The sequence below is a fragment of the Pseudomonas sp. F01002 genome (genome assembly GCF_004402115.1).
GTDB lineage: Bacteria > Pseudomonadota > Gammaproteobacteria > Pseudomonadales > Pseudomonadaceae > Aquipseudomonas > Aquipseudomonas frigoris.
On record NZ_SOPU01000024.1, the window covers coordinates 90,943 to 108,040 of the forward strand.

Here is a 17,098-nt window from a genome sequence, read left to right on the forward strand (position 1 = left end):
GGGTGTTCGGTCATCTGTGTCGTACACCGGACCTGTGGGAGCGGGCTTGCTCGCGAAGGCGGGCTGACATTCAACATTGATGTCGACTGACCCACCGTATTCGCGAGCAAGCCCGCTCCCACAAGGGACCGGGTGTATCAGCGGGACTTGGGTTTCTTTACGTCGAGTCGGCGCAGGTGACAGGTCACTTCTTCACGGTCGTGGTACAGCTGCTTGCAGCCGATCTCGACCCGAATGCCGCGTTCCTTGAACCCGTCGGCGATGCGTTCCAGCAAACGTTTCACTTCGGCGTAACGCTGTTTCATCGGCAGTTTGAGGTTGACCACCGCTTCGCGGCAATGCCCCTCGCCAATCCATTCTTCCAGCATCGCGGCGTTGCGCGCCGGTTTCTCGACGATGTCGCAGACCATCCAGTCCACCGGTTGCTTGGGCTTGAAGGTGAAACCGTCAGCCATCAAGTGTTGCACCAGACCGGTGTCCATCAGGCTTTCGGCCATCGGGCCGTTGTCGATCGCGGTCACCAGCATGCCGCGGTTGACCAGTTGCCAGGTCCAGCCGCCGGGTGCGGCGCCGAGGTCGACGCCGGTCATGTCGCTGTGCAGGCGCTCATCCCATTGATCGCGCGGGATGAAGTGGTGCCAGGCCTCTTCCAGCTTCAGGGTCGAACGGCTCGGCGCTTCACGCGGAAACTTCAGGCGCGGAATGCCCATCGGCCACATCGCCGAGTTGTTCGACTCGGCCAGGCCCATGAACACTTCGCGGCCACTTTTGAAGGTCAGCAGCAGACGCGGCTTGTGGGCATCTTCAACCAGTTTGCCAGCGGCCATCAGCGCCTTGCGCAGGTGGCCTTCGAACTTCTTGCAGAAGTTCGACAGTTCCTTGCCATCGTTGGTGTCGACCATTTCCAGCCACAGGCTGCCGCACAGCGGGAAGTCCGCCATGTGCGCGAGGATCACGCTGATGCGGTCGGTTTCCGGCAGATCGATGAAGATCCCGCGAGCCCACTGGCGCGGGAAGATCAGATCGGCGAAACGCTGGCCACGCATCAGGCGCTCGGCACCGTCTTCCTCGGTGCAGATAAATTCGGCACAGGCGCTGGCAGTCTTGGCCTTGGCATAACCGGCCACGTTCAGCCGCGCGGCGTGTTCGGAAATCTCGGAACAGACTTCGCTTTCGAAGCCCGGCCGGCAATGCATAAAGAGGGTGTTCATTCTTACTCCTGGGCAGATGGCGAGAAATTCAACCACTGCGCGATGCCCAGACTTGCGTTGAAGCAAAGCCTGTCACGAAAACCGGCGCATGATAGCCGAGTTCGGAACCTTGGACTTGGCCATAGAGTCCAGTTATTAGCTTTAAGCCGTAAAGAGGACTAGGTTTAGACCTCAGTTCGTCCCCTCAGTCCGTAGCCGTGCGGATCAAAAGGAGTGATCGTAATGCCGTCCCTCGATAGCCTGAAAACCCTTAAAACCCTACAAGTCGACGACAAGACCTACCACTATTTCAGTCTGCCCGACGCTACCAAGAGTCTCGGTGACCTCGAAAAACTGCCGATGTCGTTGAAAGTGCTGCTGGAAAACCTGCTGCGCTGGGAAGATGAAAAAACCGTCACCGGCGCCGACCTCAGGGCGATTGCCGCCTGGCTCAAGGAACGTCGCTCCGACCGTGAAATTCAGTACCGTCCCGCGCGGGTATTAATGCAGGACTTTACCGGTGTTCCCGCCGTGGTCGACCTGGCCGCCATGCGCGCCGCGATGGCCAAGGCCGGCGGCGACCCGCAGCGAATCAATCCGCTCTCCCCCGTGGATTTGGTGATCGACCATTCGGTGATGGTCGACAAATTCGGCAGTTCAAGCGCCTTCGAACAGAACGTCGACATCGAAATGCAGCGCAACGGTGAACGTTATGCGTTCCTGCGCTGGGGCCAAAGCGCCTTCGACAACTTCAGCGTGGTGCCGCCGGGCACCGGCATCTGTCACCAGGTCAATCTGGAATACCTGGGGCGCACGGTCTGGACCAAGGACGAGGACGGCCGCACCTATGCCTTCCCGGACACCCTGGTCGGCACCGACTCCCACACCACCATGATCAACGGCCTCGGCGTGCTCGGCTGGGGCGTCGGCGGGATCGAGGCGGAAGCGGCAATGCTTGGCCAACCGGTGTCGATGCTGATCCCGGAAGTGATCGGCTTCAAACTCACCGGCAAGCTCAAGGAAGGCATCACCGCCACCGACCTGGTGCTGACTGTCACCCAGATGCTGCGCAAGAAAGGCGTGGTCGGAAAGTTCGTCGAGTTCTACGGTGACGGCCTCGCCGACCTGCCACTGGCCGACCGTGCGACCATCGCCAACATGGCCCCGGAATACGGCGCCACCTGCGGCTTCTTCCCGGTGGATGACATCACCCTGGAATACCTGCGTTTATCCGGTCGCCCCAGCGCTACCGTGAAACTGGTCGAGGCGTACAGCAAAGCCCAGGGCCTGTGGCGCCTGCCGGGCCAGGAACCGGCGTTCACCGACAGCCTGGCTCTGGACATGGGCAGCGTCGAAGCCAGCCTTGCCGGGCCGAAACGCCCACAGGATCGGGTATCGCTACCGAATGTCGCGCAAGCGTTCAGTGACTTCGTCGACCTGCAATTCAAACCCACCAGCAAGGAAGTCGGTCGTCTCGAAAGTGAAGGCGGCGGTGGCGTCGCGGTGGGCAATGCCGATCTGGCCGGTGAAGCCGACTACGAATACGACGGTCAGGTTTATCGATTGAAAAACGGCGCGGTGGTGATTGCCGCGATCACCTCCTGCACCAACACCTCCAACCCGAGCGTGATGATGGCCGCCGGCCTGGTGGCGAAGAAAGCCGTGGAAAAAGGCCTCAAGCGCAAACCGTGGGTCAAGAGTTCGCTGGCTCCAGGCTCGAAAGTGGTCACCGACTACTACAAGGCTGCCGGCCTGACTCAATACCTTGATGAACTGGGTTTTGCCTTGGTCGGCTACGGCTGCACCACGTGCATCGGCAACTCTGGGCCATTGGCGGAGCCGATCGAAAAAGCCATTCAGGCCGCCGACCTGACCGTCGCCTCGGTGTTGTCGGGCAACCGCAACTTCGAAGGCCGCGTGCATCCGCTGGTGAAAACCAACTGGCTGGCCTCCCCACCGCTGGTCGTCGCCTATGCGCTGGCCGGGACGGTGCGCATCGACATCAGCAGCGAGCCTTTGGGTACCGACAAAGAGGGCAATCTGGTTTATCTGCGGGATATCTGGCCGAGTACCAAAGAGATCGCCGACGCGGTGAACCAGGTCAACACCGCGATGTTCCACAAGGAGTACGCCGAAGTGTTTGCCGGCGACGAGCAATGGCAGGCGATTGAAGTGTCGCAAGCGGCGACCTATGTCTGGCAGGACGATTCAACTTACATCCAGCATCCACCGTTCTTCGATGACATCGACGGGCCGCCGCCGGTGGTCAAGGACGTCGCCGGTGCCAGAGTCCTCGCGCTGCTGGGTGATTCGGTGACCACCGACCACATCTCTCCGGCCGGCAACATCAAGGCCGACAGCCCCGCAGGCCACTACCTGCGCGAGAAAGGCGTAGAACCACGGGACTTCAACTCCTATGGCTCGCGTCGCGGCAACCACCAAGTGATGATGCGCGGCACCTTTGCCAACATCCGCATTCGTAACGAGATGCTCGGCGGCGAAGAAGGCGGCAATACGATTTACATTCCCACCGGGGAGAGGATGCCGATTTACGATGCGGCGATGCGTTATCAAGCCTCGGGCACGCCGCTGGTGGTGATTGCCGGGCAAGAATATGGCACCGGATCGAGTCGTGACTGGGCGGCCAAGGGCACCAATCTGCTGGGGGTCAAAGCGGTCATTGCGGAAAGTTTCGAACGGATTCACCGCTCCAATCTGGTGGGCATGGGCGTGTTGCCATTGCAGTTCAAGCTGGATCAGAACCGCAAGAGCCTGAACCTGACCGGTAAGGAGACACTGGATATTCTGGGTTTGACCGGCGTCGAGCTGACGCCGCGGATGAACTTGACGCTAGTGATCACCCGTGAAGACGGCAGCCACGAGAAAGTCGAGGTGTTGTGCCGGATCGATACCCTCAATGAGGTGGAGTACTTCAAATCGGGAGGGATTTTGCATTACGTGTTGCGGCAGTTGATTGCGTCGTAACCGGCTGCTGATATAAACACCGCCTTCGGGCGGTGTTTTTGTTTGGGCCGCGAACGTCCTTATAATCGCGCCCCTATTTGGCATTGTTCACAAGTATGTGCCCCACACAAAACCACTGTGGGAGCGAGCTTGCTCGCGATAGCGGAGTGTCATGCAACATGGATGTTTGATATGAAGGCCCCATCGCGAGCAAGCTCGCTCCCACATGGACCGAGTCAACCCGCAACACTTCGGACACAAGGATTTTCAATGATTGCCCTGCCATGGAACTACCTGGCCCTCCTCTCCCTCGGCTATGGTCTGGCACTGATCTACGGCCAACTCGGCTGGCTGGCCCTAATCTCCGTCGCATTGTTGCTGTTCACAGGTTTCGCCGTGCGCCAGCAAAAGGTTCAAGCCGGCCGCTACCTCGGTCATGGGGTGTTCTTCGTCCTGGTCCTGGCACTGGCGATGCACTGGCTTCCCGGTTTCTACAACGGTCGTGGTTTCGCCTCTCAGCGATTCACCGACGATGCCGTGCCGTTTTTCATGTACCTGAATCAGGACAAACCCCTGATCGGGTTCTGGCTTTTGCTGGCTTGCCCGTGGATTGTCGGTCGACGTTCGCTGCGCCTTTCCATCTATGCCACCGCGCTGGGGCTGACGTTGAGCGCCGCGCTGGCCTTGGGTGGCGCGCTGTTGCTGGGCGTGATCAGCTGGGCACCGAAGTGGCCGGATCAAGCCTGGCTGTGGGCGCTTAACAATTTGCTGCTGGTGACGCTGGTGGAGGAGGCGCTGTTTCGCGGCTACATCCAGGGCGGTCTGACCCGGCACTTCAAAAACCTGCCCTACGGTGAAAACCTCGCCCTGCTCCTCGCCTCGCTGCTGTTCGGCCTGGTGCATGTGGGCGCCGGCTGGCAATGGGTGTTGCTGGCGAGTCTGGCGGGTGTCGGCTATGGTCTGGCCTACCGTTTTGGTGGCTTGGGTGCGGCCATCGCCACCCATTTCGGCCTGAACCTGCTGCACTTCGGGCTGTTCACCTATCCGATGCTCGCCGGCTGACGCAAGGGTCGTTTTGCGACGCGCCACTGATTACTGAAAAATAATCTCAATAAATGGCTGACGATGCCGACAACCCGTCAAAGCCTTGCGGATTGAAAAAGCCATGCGTAACAACCAGCCCATTACACAACGCGAACGGACCTTCCCGGCTCAGCAACGGTTGATTTCCACCACCGATGCCAAGGGCGTGATCACCTATTGCAACGACGCTTTCGTCGAGATCAGTGGGTATTCTCGTGAAGAGCTGATCCGTGCGCCGCATAACCTGGTCCGTCACCCTGACGTCCCGGCCGCGGTATTCGCGCACATGTGGGGCACACTGAAACAAGGCTTGCCATGGATGGGCATTGTCAAGAATCGCTGCAAGACCGGTGATCACTACTGGGTTAACGCCTATGTCACGCCGGTTTTCGAAGGCAATCAGGTGGTCGGTTACGAATCGGTGCGGGTCAAACCCACCGCCGAGCAGATCCGCCGTGCCGAAGCGCTCTACCAACGCATCAACCAGGGCAAGTCGGCGATTCCTTCAACAGACAAATGGCTGCCGGTGCTGCAGGACTGGCTGCCGTTCATTCTGGTCAGCCAGCTGAGCTTCATGATCGGCGCGTCGCTCAATTCCCAATGGGGTTTTGCGTTGGCCGCCGGCCTGTCGGTGCCATTGGGTCTGTTGGGGCTGAGCTGGCAACAGCGCGGCCTCAAGCGTCTGCTGCACCTGGCCGGGCAGACGACCTCCGACCCGCTGATCGCGCAGATGTACACCGACAGTCGCGGCGCCCAGGCGCGTCTGGAGATGTCGATCCTCAGCCAGGAAGCCCGCCTTAAAACCTGCCTGACTCGTCTGCAGGACACCGCCGAGCACCTGAGCGACCAAGCGAAACAGTCCGATACCCTGGCGCATAACAGCTCCAACGGCCTGGAACGCCAACGCGTCGAAACCGAGCAAGTGGCCACCGCCGTCAATCAGATGGCCGCCACCACTCAGGAAGTCGCCAGCCACGTGCAGCGCACGGCCGATGCGACTCAGGAAGCCAATCGCCTGACCGGTCGCGGCCGCGACATCGCCGGGGAAACCCGCGAAGCCATCCAGCGCCTGTCGGTGGTGGTCGGTGAAACCGGCCTGACCGTGACCCAACTGGCCAAGGACAGCGACGAAATCGGTGGCGTGGTCGATGTGATCAAAGGCATCGCCGACCAGACCAACCTGCTGGCGTTGAACGCAGCCATCGAAGCGGCCCGTGCCGGCGAGATGGGTCGTGGCTTTGCGGTGGTGGCTGACGAAGTCCGTCAACTGGCGCAACGCACCAGCGAATCCACCGGGCAGATCCACGCCCTGATCGCCAAGCTGCAACAGACCGCCAGCACCGCGGTGCAAACCATGGAAGCCGGGCATCGCCAGGCCGAAGAAGGTGTGGCGCGGGTATTGGAAGCGGATCAGGCACTGGTGGGGATCAGCGAAGCGGTGGCCAACATCACCGACATGACCACCCAGATCGCTGCGGCGACCGAAGAGCAAAGTGCAGTGGCCGAAGAAATCAGCCGCAACATCAGCAACATCTCGCACCTGGCGGATCAGACCTCGGAACAGGCGCAACACTCGGCGTTGTTGAGTGAAGAGCTGACAAAGACTGCGAATACCCAGTATTCGTTGGTGGAGCGGTTTAACCGCTAACAGTCGCTGGAAAGATAAAAACCCGGACAGTGAAAGCTTCCGGGTTTTTATTGCCAACCCGAAAGTGATGTCGCCTGGCAGACAGCTATCGCGAGCAAGCTCGCTCCCACAGGGGATTTGCGGTGGATGAAGATCTGATTCACATCACAAATCAAAATGTGTGCGAGCTTGCTCGCGATGGGGCCCTGATCGACACCGCAAATTTCACTGAAGAAATTCGGCAACCTTCTGCGCCGCAGCCGCCAGATGTTGCTCATGGATAAACCCGGAAGACTTCAACGGCTTCAAATCATGATCCCCCGCCACCAGCCAAAACACCTCGATACTCGGTGCCAACGTGTAAGCCTCAACGGCCTCGCGATTGCCCAACGCATCCCGTTCGCCCTGAACAATCAACGTGCGCGTCTTTAACCCGGCCAAATGCTCAACCCGAGGCTTCTCCGGTTTCCCCACCGCATAAAACGGATACCCGAGGCACACCAGCGCATCCGCCCCCAATTCATCCGCCAACAAACTCGCCATCCGCCCGCCCATGGACTTGCCCCCAATGGCCAGACGCCCAGCGACATGGCGTCGCACCACCGCATAGACCTCACGCCAACACTCGAGCAGTTTCGGTGCCGGGTTCGGTGGACGCTTACCCCCATCAACACGCCGTTGCGCCATGTACGGAAACTCGAAGCGCAGCACGTTGATCCCAGATGCAGCAAGGCGCGCAGCCATGTCGTTCATCCATCCGCTGTCCATCGGCGCGCCAGCGCCATGGGCGAGGATCAACGTCGCCGATGCCGGTGCTGAGGCGGCATTCCACAACCATCCATGATCCCGCACACACCGCGCCCATTGATCCCCGTCAATACTGGCCTTGTGCTCTTTATCCATGCTTACCTCGCTTTTAGTCTGCCTATAACTCCAGGCGAAGGGAGCGTCTGCCATGCGGCTTACTCGCAAAGGCGGGCCTTCACTTCGGCTGAACCGTGGATGGGGAACCATGAACACTTCTATCAGTACCGCCTACAACTACAAGGTGGTCCGCCAATTCGCCATTATGACGGTGGTGTGGGGCATCGTCGGTATGGGGCTCGGGGTTTTTCTCGCGGCTCAATTGGTCTGGCCTGAACTCAACTTCAATCTGCCGTGGACCAGCTTCGGGCGCCTGCGCCCGTTGCACACCAACGCAGTGATCTTCGCCTTTGGCGGTTGCGCCCTGTTCGCCAGTTCGTTCTATTCGGTGCAACGTACCTGCCAGACACAACTGTTTGCGCCAAAAATCGCCGCGTTCTGCTTCTGGGGCTGGCAAGTGGTGATTCTGCTGGCGGCCATCAGCCTGCCGCTGGGTTACACCAGCTCCAAGGAATACGCCGAGCTGGAATGGCCGATCGACATTCTGATCACCATCGTCTGGGTCGCCTACGCCGTGGTGTTCTTCGGCACACTGGCCAAGCGCAAGACCAAGCACATCTACGTCGGCAACTGGTTCTTCGGCGCGTTCATCATCACCGTGGCGATTCTGCACATCGTCAACAACCTTGAACTGCCGGTGAGTTTCACCAAGTCCTACTCGGTGTACGCGGGTGCGACCGATGCCATGGTTCAGTGGTGGTACGGGCACAACGCCGTAGGCTTTTTCCTCACCGCCGGTTTCCTCGGGATGATGTACTACTTCGTGCCGAAACAGGCCGAGCGTCCGGTGTATTCCTATCGCTTGTCGATCGTGCACTTCTGGGCGTTGATCACCCTGTACATCTGGGCCGGCCCGCACCACTTGCACTACACCGCGCTGCCGGACTGGGCTCAGTCGCTGGGCATGGTGATGTCGCTGATCCTGCTGGCGCCGAGCTGGGGCGGGATGATCAACGGCATGATGACGCTCTCGGGCGCCTGGCATAAGTTGCGTAGCGACCCGATCCTGCGCTTCCTCGTGGTCTCGCTGGCGTTCTACGGCATGTCGACCTTCGAAGGGCCGATGATGGCCATCAAAACGGTCAACGCCCTCTCCCACTACACCGACTGGACCATCGGCCACGTGCACGCCGGCGCCCTTGGTTGGGTAGCGATGATCTCGATCGGCGCGCTGTACCACATGATCCCGAAAATCTTTGGCCGCACGCAGATGCACAGCATCGGCCTGATCAACGCGCACTTCTGGCTCGCCACCATCGGCACCGTGCTGTACATCGCTTCGATGTGGGTCAACGGCATCGCCCAAGGCCTCATGTGGCGCGCCGTCAATGAAGACGGCACGCTGACCTACTCCTTCGTCGAAACCCTGGTGGCCAGCCACCCAGGCTTCGTCGTGCGACTGGTGGGCGGTGCGATCTTCTTCAGCGGCATGTTGCTGATGGCCTACAACACCTGGTGCACCGTGCGGGCCTCGCAGCCTGCCGAAGTCGCCGCTGCCGCGCAGATCGCCTGAGGAGGCCGCCATGAAACACGAAACAATCGAGAAAAACGTCGGCCTGCTGATGTTGCTGATGGTGTTGGCCGTGAGCATTGGCGGTCTGACTCAAATCGTCCCGCTGTTCTTCCAGGACGTGACCAATAAACCGGTGGAAAGCATGAAGCCCTACACCGCGCTGCAACTGGAAGGTCGCGACATCTACATCCGCGAAGGCTGCGTCGGCTGCCATTCGCAGATGATCCGGCCGTTTCGCGCCGAGACCGAACGCTACGGCCACTACTCGGTGGCCGGTGAAAGCGTCTGGGATCATCCGTTCCTGTGGGGCTCGAAACGTACCGGTCCGGACCTGGCCCGGGTCGGTGGTCGCTACTCCGAAGACTGGCACCGTGCGCATTTGTACAACCCGCGCAACGTGGTGCCGGAATCGAAAATGCCCGGCTATCCGTGGCTGGTGGCCAATCAACTCGACAGCAGCCACACCGAAACCAAGATCAAGGCGATGCGCACCCTCGGCGTGCCATACACCGACGATGACATCGCAGGCTCAGTCGCCTCGCTCAAGGGCAAGACCGAAATGGACGCGCTGGTCGCGTACCTGCAAGTGCTCGGCACATCCATCAAGAGCAAGAGGTGAGCCATGGCCATGCCCTTTGAAATAATGAGTGAAATGAGCAGTGGAATGATCCGCGGCCTGGGCACGGTCGTGGTGTTCGTAGCCTTCGTCGGCCTGACGCTGTGGGTGTTCAACAGCAAGCGCAATCCGGAATTCGCCGAAGCGCGTTTGCTGCCGTTCGCCGATGAACCGCTACCCGATGACGCCACCCAAGAACCTGAAACAAGGAGTACCCGGCCATGACCACCTTCTGGAGTACGTGGATCTGCGTACTGACCATCGGCAGCCTGATCGGCCTGACCTGGCTGCTCATCGGCACCCGCAAGGGCGAAACCAAGGGCAGCGTCGACCAGACCATGGGCCACAGCTTCGACGGCATCGAGGAGTACGACAACCCGCTGCCGCAGTGGTGGTTCATGCTGTTCGCCGGCACGCTGGTATTTGCCGTGGGCTATCTGGTGCTTTACCCAGGGCTGGGAAACTGGAAAGGCATTCTGCCGGGTTACGAGGACGGCTGGACCGGCGTCCACGAGTGGGAAAAGGAAATGGCCAAGTCGGACGCGAAGTTCGGGCCGATCTTCGCCAAATTCGCGGCGATGCCTGTGGAAGAAGTGGCAACGGACCCTCTAGCTTTGAAAATGGGCGGTCGCCTGTTTGCCTCCAATTGCGCGGTCTGCCACGGCTCGGATGCCAAGGGCGCTTTCGGCTTCCCAAACCTGGCGGACACCAGCTGGCGCTGGGGTGGCGACGCCGAGATGATCAAAACGACGATCATGGGCGGTCGCATGGCCGCGATGCCGGCCTGGGGTGAAATCCTTGGTGATGCTGGTGTGAAAAACGTTGCCGCCTATGTACGTCATGAACTGGCCGGCCTGCCTTTGCCGGCCGACAGTGGCGCCGATCTGAACGCCGGACAGCAAGCGTTCAGCACCATGTGCGTAGCCTGTCATGGGGCAAACGGCCAGGGCACTGAAGCCATGGGCGCGCCGAATCTGACGCAACCGGCCGGTTTTATCTACGGAACAAGCCTGGCGCAACTGCAACAGACCATTCGTCATGGCCGCCAGGGCCATATGCCGGCGCAGAACGAACTGCTCGGCAACGACAAGGTGCAATTGCTGGCCGCTTACGTTTACAGCCTGTCTCACGGTCTGAGCACCGAGCGTTTGCAGGCTGAAGGCAAACACGAATAAATCTCGACCGCTCTGCTGCCGCATTCCCCGGATGCGGCAGTTCCCTGCCCCTTTGCGACCAAGTGTCGCACCCCTCCGTTAGTCCTCCTTTCGGTTCCCCAGATTCGGGTCTAAGCTTCCCCGATGCGGACTGGCATGAGCCGGTTCCAGGTCGACCCAACCCGATGTGTTCGACGAATCTGCTCGATGACAAGCCGCAAAGGCTGGTAGATACCGGCTGTCGTGCCAATTGCCATCTGTCACCCGATCGTTGTGTTTGAACACACCCCGTTACATCCGACCTGACCCCCTCACCATTTTCGTCTGCTGCGACATTTTTCCCTTGGGCAATTTTGTCCCTACGCGGCGCATGGAAAGGCCGCAGAATCAGCTTTTGAAAGCATTGACCCAGGTCATGGCGCGTTGCAATGACCCCCCGCTTTCTCCATACTTGCGGCCGATTTTTACTCCTAATAAAACACCCAAACCGTGGAACCTTAGAATGAGCACAGCAATCAGTCCGACTGCTTATAACTATAAGGTAGTCCGCCAGTTCGCCATCATGACGGTGGTCTGGGGGATCCTTGGCATGGGGCTTGGTGTCTTCATCGCCTCACAGCTTGTATGGCCGGAATTGAACTTCGGTCTGCCGTGGACGACTTTTGGACGCTTACGCCCGTTGCACACCAACCTGGTGATTTTCGCCTTCGGTGGTTGTGCACTGTTTGCCACTTCTTATTACGTCGTGCAGCGAACCTGCCAAACGCGACTGATTTCCGACCGCATGGCGGCCTTCCACTTCTGGGGATGGCAGGCTGTAATCGTCGGCGCGATCGTTACCTTGCCGCTGGGTTACACCACCACCAAGGAATACGCGGAACTGGAATGGCCCCTGGCTATCCTGCTGGCTATCGTCTGGGTGACCTACGGTGCGGTGTTCTTCGGAACCATCGTCAAGCGCAAGACCAAGCACATCTATGTGGGTAACTGGTTCTACGGTGCCTTCATCGTCGTGACGGCGATGCTGCACATCGTCAACCACATGTCGCTACCAGTCAGCCTGTTCAAGTCCTACTCCGCCTATTCGGGTGCGACTGACGCAATGATCCAGTGGTGGTACGGCCACAACGCCGTGGGTTTCTTCTTGACCACCGGTTTCCTTGGGATGATGTACTACTTCGTGCCGAAGCAGGCCGAGCGTCCGATCTACTCCTATCGCCTGTCGATCGTGCACTTCTGGGCGCTGATCACCCTGTACATCTGGGCCGGTCCGCACCACCTGCACTACACCGCGCTGCCGGACTGGGCTCAGTCGCTGGGCATGGCGATGTCGATCATCCTGCTGGCACCAAGCTGGGGCGGCATGATCAATGGCATGATGACCCTGTCGGGCGCCTGGCATAAGCTGCGCACCGACCCGATCCTGCGCTTCCTCGTTGTGTCCCTGGCCTTCTACGGCATGTCGACCTTCGAAGGCCCGATGATGGCCATCAAGACCGTCAACTCGCTGTCTCACTACACAGACTGGACCATCGGCCACGTACACGCCGGTGCTTTGGGCTGGGTGGCGATGATCTCGATCGGCGCCATCTACCACATGATCCCGAAACTGTTCGGTCGTGTGCAGATGCACAGCATCGGCCTGATCAACACGCACTTCTGGCTCGCGACCATCGGTACCGTTCTGTACATCGCTTCGATGTGGGTCAACGGCATCACCCAGGGTCTGATGTGGCGTGCAATCAACGACGACGGCACCCTCACCTACTCGTTCGTTGAAGCGCTGCAAGCCAGCCATCCTGGTTTCATCGTTCGCGCCCTGGGCGGTGCGTTCTTTGCCAGCGGCATGCTGTTCATGGCCTACAACGTATGGCGTACCGTACGTGCCTCGAACCCGGCTGAAGCCAAAGCCGCTGAACAGATTGCTGTAGTTGGAGCTCACTGATGAAGCATGAAGCAGTCGAGAAGAACATTGGCCTGCTGGCCTTCTTCATGGTTATCGCCGTCAGCATCGGCGGCCTGACCCAGATCGTCCCCTTGTTTTTTCAGGACGTGACCAACAAACCGGTCGAAGGCATGAAGCCGCGCCCGGCGCTGGAACTTGAAGGCCGTGACATTTTCATCGCCAACGGTTGTGTCGGCTGCCACTCGCAGATGATCCGCCCGTTCCGTGCTGAAACCGAACGTTATGGCCACTACTCGGTCGCCGGTGAAAGCGTCTGGGACCACCCGTTCCTGTGGGGTTCCAAGCGTACCGGTCCGGACCTGGCCCGTGTTGGCGGTCGTTACTCCGATGACTGGCAGCGTGCGCACTTGTACAACCCGCGCAACGTGGTGCCTGAGTCGAAAATGCCGGCCTACCCGTTCCTCGTGGAAAACAAGCTCGACGGCAAAGACACCGCCAAGAAAATGGAAGTCTTGCGCACGCTCGGCGTCCCTTACACCGACGAAGACATCGCCGGCGCCAAGGATGCTGTGAAGGGCAAAACCGAAATGGACGCGCTGGTGGCCTATCTGCAAGGCCTGGGCACCATCATCAAAAGCAAACGGTGATTTAGATGGATATCGGGATGATTCGTGGCCTGGGCACCGTTGTTGTGATGGTGGCCTTCATCGGTCTGGCGTTGTGGGTATTCAGCCCCAAGCGCAAGTCGGAGTTTGAAGACGCGACCTTGCTGCCTTTCGCGGATGATCCCGAAGCCATCAAGCACGTCGAGCAAGCTTCTAGGAGTAACAAAGAATGACTACGTTCTGGAGTCTGTACGTCACAGTCCTCAGTCTCGGCACGATCTTCGCCCTGACCTGGCTGTTGCTGTCCACCCGCAAGGGCCAGCGCAGCGAAGCCACCGAAGAAACGGTTGGCCACTCCTTCGACGGGATCGAGGAGTACGACAACCCACTGCCGAAATGGTGGTTCATGCTGTTCGTGGGCACCATCATCTTCGCCCTGGGCTACCTGGTTCTGTACCCGGGCCTGGGTAACTGGAAAGGCCTGCTGCCGGGTTACAACTACCTCGATAACGACAAGCAGACCGCGTTCGCCAATGGCCAGACCGGCTGGACCGGCGTTCACGAGTGGGAAAAGGAAATGGCCAAGTCGGACGCCAAGTTCGGCCCGATCTTCGCCAAGTTCGCTTCCATGCCAATCGAAGAAGTCGCCAAGGACCCGCAAGCCCTGAAGATGGGTGGCCGCCTGTTCGCCTCCAACTGCTCGGTCTGCCACGGTTCCGATGCCAAGGGCGCTTACGGCTTTCCTAACCTGACCGACGCCGACTGGCGCTGGGGCGGCGAAGCACAAACCATCAAGACCACCATCATGGGTGGCCGTCACGCGGTCATGCCGGCGTGGGCTGAAGTGATCGGCGAGCAAGGCGTTGCGAACGTTGCCGCGTTCGTACTGACCAACCTCGATGGCCGCAAACTGCCGGAAGGCACCAAGGCTGACCCGGTAGCCGGCCAGAAGCTGTTCGCTGCCAACTGCGCGGTGTGCCACGGTCCGGAAGGCAAAGGCACACCAGCGATGGGCGCGCCTAACCTGACCCACCCAGCAGCGTTCATCTACGGTTCGAGCTTCGCTCAGCTGCAGCAGACCATCCGTTACGGCCGTCAGGGCCAGATGCCTGCGCAAGAACAGCTGCAAGGCAACGACAAGGTTCACCTGCTGGCCGCTTACGTCTACAGCCTCTCTCACGGTGAGAAAGCGCCAGTGGCGGACGCCCAGTAAGGCAAACGCTTGATGCAATAAAAAACGGCCCCGCCAATGTGAATTGGCGGGGCCGTTTTGTTTATGACCTGTGTTCGATCTGTGCTCAACCCGTAGCAGCTGCCGAGCCTGCGCTGGAAAACTCGTCCATAATTCACAAGTCAATTGATTCAAGTCATTACACCGTCAGTTGAATTCCACCAACGTGACCAAAGGTCGCACCCTTGAGTTAGAGCTACAGGCGTATCATTGCGCCACTGCAACACCTCTTTTTGACCGCGGTCGGCATGTACTGACCGAGGCATTTTTCCACTGCCGTGGGATGCAATGATGAGCAACCAGATTCCGGTACACGACGTCACACCTGCCAAGAACGCGAACAACAGCGTCGACCTCTACGCCTCTCGAGAAAAGATCTACACCCGCGCTTTCACCGGACTGTTCCGCAACCTGCGGATGATGGGTGGTGCCGGGCTGTTTCTGCTGTATTTCGGTACGGTCTGGCTGAGCTGGGGTGGCCATCAGGCGGTCTGGTGGAACCTGCCGGAGCGTAAATTCTTCATCTTTGGCGCAACCTTCTGGCCTCAGGACTTCATCCTGCTCTCGGGGATCCTGATCGTCAGCGCCTTCGGCCTGTTCTTCATTACCGTGTACGCCGGGCGGGTCTGGTGCGGCTATACCTGCCCACAGAGTGTCTGGACCTGGATTTTCATGTGGTGCGAGAAGGTCACCGAAGGCGACCGCAACCAGCGCATCAAGCTCGACAAAGCGCCCATGAGCGCCAACAAATTCCTGCGCAAATTCAGCAAACACGCGATGTGGCTGTTGATAGGCTTCGTGACCGGCATGACCTTCGTGGGTTACTTCTCGCCGATCCGCGAACTGACCATCGACTTCTTCACCGGCGAAGCCGACGGCTGGTCGTATTTCTGGGTCGGCTTCTTCACCCTCGCCACCTACGGCAATGCCGGCTGGTTGCGCGAGCAGGTGTGCATTTACATGTGCCCGTACGCGCGCTTCCAGAGTGTGATGTTCGACAAAGACACCCTGATCGTTTCCTACGACCCGCGTCGTGGTGAAGGCCGCGGCCCGCGCAAGAAAGGCGCCGACTACAAGGCCATGGGCCTGGGCGACTGCATCGACTGCACCATGTGCGTCCAGGTCTGCCCGACCGGTATCGACATCCGCGACGGCCTGCAAGTCGAATGCATCGGCTGTGCGGCCTGCATCGATGCCTGCGACAGCATCATGGACAAGATGGATTACCCGCGCGGCCTGATCAGCTACACCACCGAGCACAACCTGTCCGGGCAAAAAACCAATAAACTGCGCCCGCGCCTGATCGGCTATGCCACGGTGCTGCTGGCGATGATCGCCTTGCTGATGACCGCATTCTTCATGCGTTCGCTGGTCGGTTTCGACGTCAGCAAAGACCGCGTGCTGTACCGCGAGAACGCCGAAGGCCGGATCGAAAACGTCTACAGCCTGAAGATCATGAACAAGGATCAGCGCGACCACACCTACGTGCTCGAAGCCGCTGGCCTGCCGGACCTCAAGCTGCAAGGCAAGCGCGAGATCAAGGTCGCCGCCGGGGAGATTTTCAGCCAGCCGGTCGAACTGTCCAGCGCGCCGGAGAAACTGCCATCGAGCACCAACGAGGTGAAATTCATCCTCAAGGATGCCGATGACGACAGCGTCCACATTGAAGCCAAGAGCCGGTTCATCGGCCCACAAGTTCGTTGAGAGAAGTGATCATGCCCACAGCAACTGCCGCAAGTCCCTGGTACAAGCACCTTTGGCCGTGGATCATCATCGCCATCCTGGCGTGTTCCGTGACCCTGACCTTGTCCATGGTGACGATTGCGGTGAACAACCCGGACAACCTGGTCAACGACAACTATTACGAGGCCGGCAAAGGCATCAACCGCTCCCTCGACCGTGAGTTGCTGGCGCAGACCCTGCTGCTGCGCGCCAGCGTTCATCTGGACGACGTGACCGGTGAAGTCGACCTGCGCCTGAGCGGCAACAGCCAGCCGAAAACCCTGGAGCTGAACCTGATCTCGCCGACCCAGCCAGAGAAAGATCGCAAAATCACCCTGGCGCGCAGCGAAACCGAACAGGGCCGCTACATTGGCCAGTTGAACGACAAGGTCGACGGTCGCCGCTTTGTAGAACTGCTGGGTGTACAGGACGACAAGACCTGGCGCATGTTCGAAGAAGAACAGGTCAGCCATGACAAGGATTTGCTGCTGGGTGATGAACCGCTGCAAGGCGCCGAAGACCTGAAGAAGTAAAAGCCTGCGCTTCGCGCATCGCGAGCAAGC

General features: G+C 59.6%; 15 protein-coding genes. 13 read left to right on the top strand and 2 right to left on the bottom strand.

The genetic code is table 11. The annotated features are described in order from the left end of the window. Positions 1–137: 137 nt before the first annotated feature. Entirely contained in the window at positions 138–1,211 is a 1,074-nt protein-coding gene (gene rlmM, locus E3W21_RS21310) for a 23S rRNA (cytidine(2498)-2'-O)-methyltransferase RlmM (RefSeq protein WP_129442892.1), read from the bottom strand. A gap of 222 nt (positions 1,212–1,433) precedes the next feature. Between rlmM and acnA the strand changes: the two genes are divergently transcribed. From acnA to E3W21_RS21330, 3 genes are all read left to right on the top strand, one after another. Further along, entirely contained in the window at positions 1,434–4,175 is a 2,742-nt protein-coding gene (gene acnA, locus E3W21_RS21315; RefSeq protein ID WP_134421752.1) for an aconitate hydratase AcnA, read from the top strand. Between the two features lie 249 nt (positions 4,176–4,424). Continuing rightward, entirely contained in the window at positions 4,425–5,216 is a 792-nt protein-coding gene (locus E3W21_RS21325) for a CPBP family intramembrane glutamic endopeptidase (protein ID WP_129442888.1), read from the top strand. A gap of 103 nt (positions 5,217–5,319) precedes the next feature. Continuing rightward, positions 5,320–6,885 (top strand): PAS domain-containing methyl-accepting chemotaxis protein, encoded by a 1,566-nt coding sequence (locus E3W21_RS21330; protein ID WP_046047856.1) that lies wholly within the window; start codon positions 5,320–5,322, stop codon positions 6,883–6,885. Positions 6,886–7,089: 204 nt separating this feature from the next. Here the strand turns inward: E3W21_RS21330 and E3W21_RS21335 are convergent, their stop codons facing one another. Continuing rightward, positions 7,090–7,767: an alpha/beta family hydrolase gene (locus tag E3W21_RS21335; RefSeq protein WP_134421753.1), complete on the bottom strand. Its 678-nt coding sequence runs from the start codon at positions 7,765–7,767 to the stop codon at positions 7,090–7,092. A 109-nt stretch (positions 7,768–7,876) separates the two neighbouring features. Here E3W21_RS21335 and ccoN (E3W21_RS21340) point away from each other — a divergent pair, with 109 nt between their 5' ends. From ccoN (E3W21_RS21340) to E3W21_RS21385, 10 genes are all read left to right on the top strand, one after another. Further along, positions 7,877–9,301 carry a cytochrome-c oxidase, cbb3-type subunit I gene (gene ccoN / locus E3W21_RS21340; protein WP_134421754.1) on the top strand — a complete coding sequence of 475 codons (1,425 nt, stop codon included), beginning with the start codon at positions 7,877–7,879 and terminating at the stop codon, positions 9,299–9,301. Between the two features lie 10 nt (positions 9,302–9,311). After that, entirely contained in the window at positions 9,312–9,920 is a 609-nt protein-coding gene (ccoO, locus tag E3W21_RS21345) for a cytochrome-c oxidase, cbb3-type subunit II (protein ID WP_134421755.1), read from the top strand. A 21-nt stretch (positions 9,921–9,941) separates the two neighbouring features. Continuing rightward, positions 9,942–10,142, top strand: coding sequence for a cbb3-type cytochrome c oxidase subunit 3 (locus tag E3W21_RS21350; protein WP_177338877.1), 201 nt, complete (start codon positions 9,942–9,944; stop codon positions 10,140–10,142). Then, a complete protein-coding gene (gene ccoP, locus E3W21_RS21355; RefSeq protein WP_129442876.1) occupies positions 10,139–11,092 on the top strand; it encodes a cytochrome-c oxidase, cbb3-type subunit III in 954 nt (317 codons plus the stop codon). Before E3W21_RS21350 ends, ccoP (E3W21_RS21355) begins: the two co-directional genes overlap by 4 nt. 481 nt (positions 11,093–11,573) lie before the next feature. Next, on the top strand, positions 11,574–13,016 hold the full coding sequence (ccoN, locus tag E3W21_RS21360; RefSeq protein WP_129442874.1) for a cytochrome-c oxidase, cbb3-type subunit I: 1,443 nt from the start codon (positions 11,574–11,576) through the stop codon (positions 13,014–13,016). Further along, entirely contained in the window at positions 13,016–13,624 is a 609-nt protein-coding gene (gene ccoO / locus E3W21_RS21365; protein WP_054593209.1) for a cytochrome-c oxidase, cbb3-type subunit II, read from the top strand. Before ccoN (E3W21_RS21360) ends, ccoO (E3W21_RS21365) begins: the two co-directional genes overlap by 1 nt. Before the next feature lie 5 nt (positions 13,625–13,629). Next, a complete protein-coding gene (locus E3W21_RS21370) occupies positions 13,630–13,815 on the top strand; it encodes a CcoQ/FixQ family Cbb3-type cytochrome c oxidase assembly chaperone (protein ID WP_003175465.1) in 186 nt (61 codons plus the stop codon). Further along, positions 13,812–14,795: a cytochrome-c oxidase, cbb3-type subunit III gene (gene ccoP / locus E3W21_RS21375; RefSeq protein ID WP_134421757.1), complete on the top strand. Its 984-nt coding sequence runs from the start codon at positions 13,812–13,814 to the stop codon at positions 14,793–14,795. Before E3W21_RS21370 ends, ccoP (E3W21_RS21375) begins: the two co-directional genes overlap by 4 nt. A 309-nt stretch (positions 14,796–15,104) precedes the next feature. Then, positions 15,105–16,517, top strand: coding sequence for a cytochrome c oxidase accessory protein CcoG (gene ccoG, locus E3W21_RS21380; protein ID WP_134421758.1), 1,413 nt, complete (start codon positions 15,105–15,107; stop codon positions 16,515–16,517). Positions 16,518–16,528: 11 nt separating this feature from the next. Continuing rightward, positions 16,529–17,068, top strand: coding sequence for a FixH family protein (locus E3W21_RS21385; protein ID WP_008146825.1), 540 nt, complete (start codon positions 16,529–16,531; stop codon positions 17,066–17,068). The last annotated feature ends 30 nt before the right edge of the window (positions 17,069–17,098 follow it).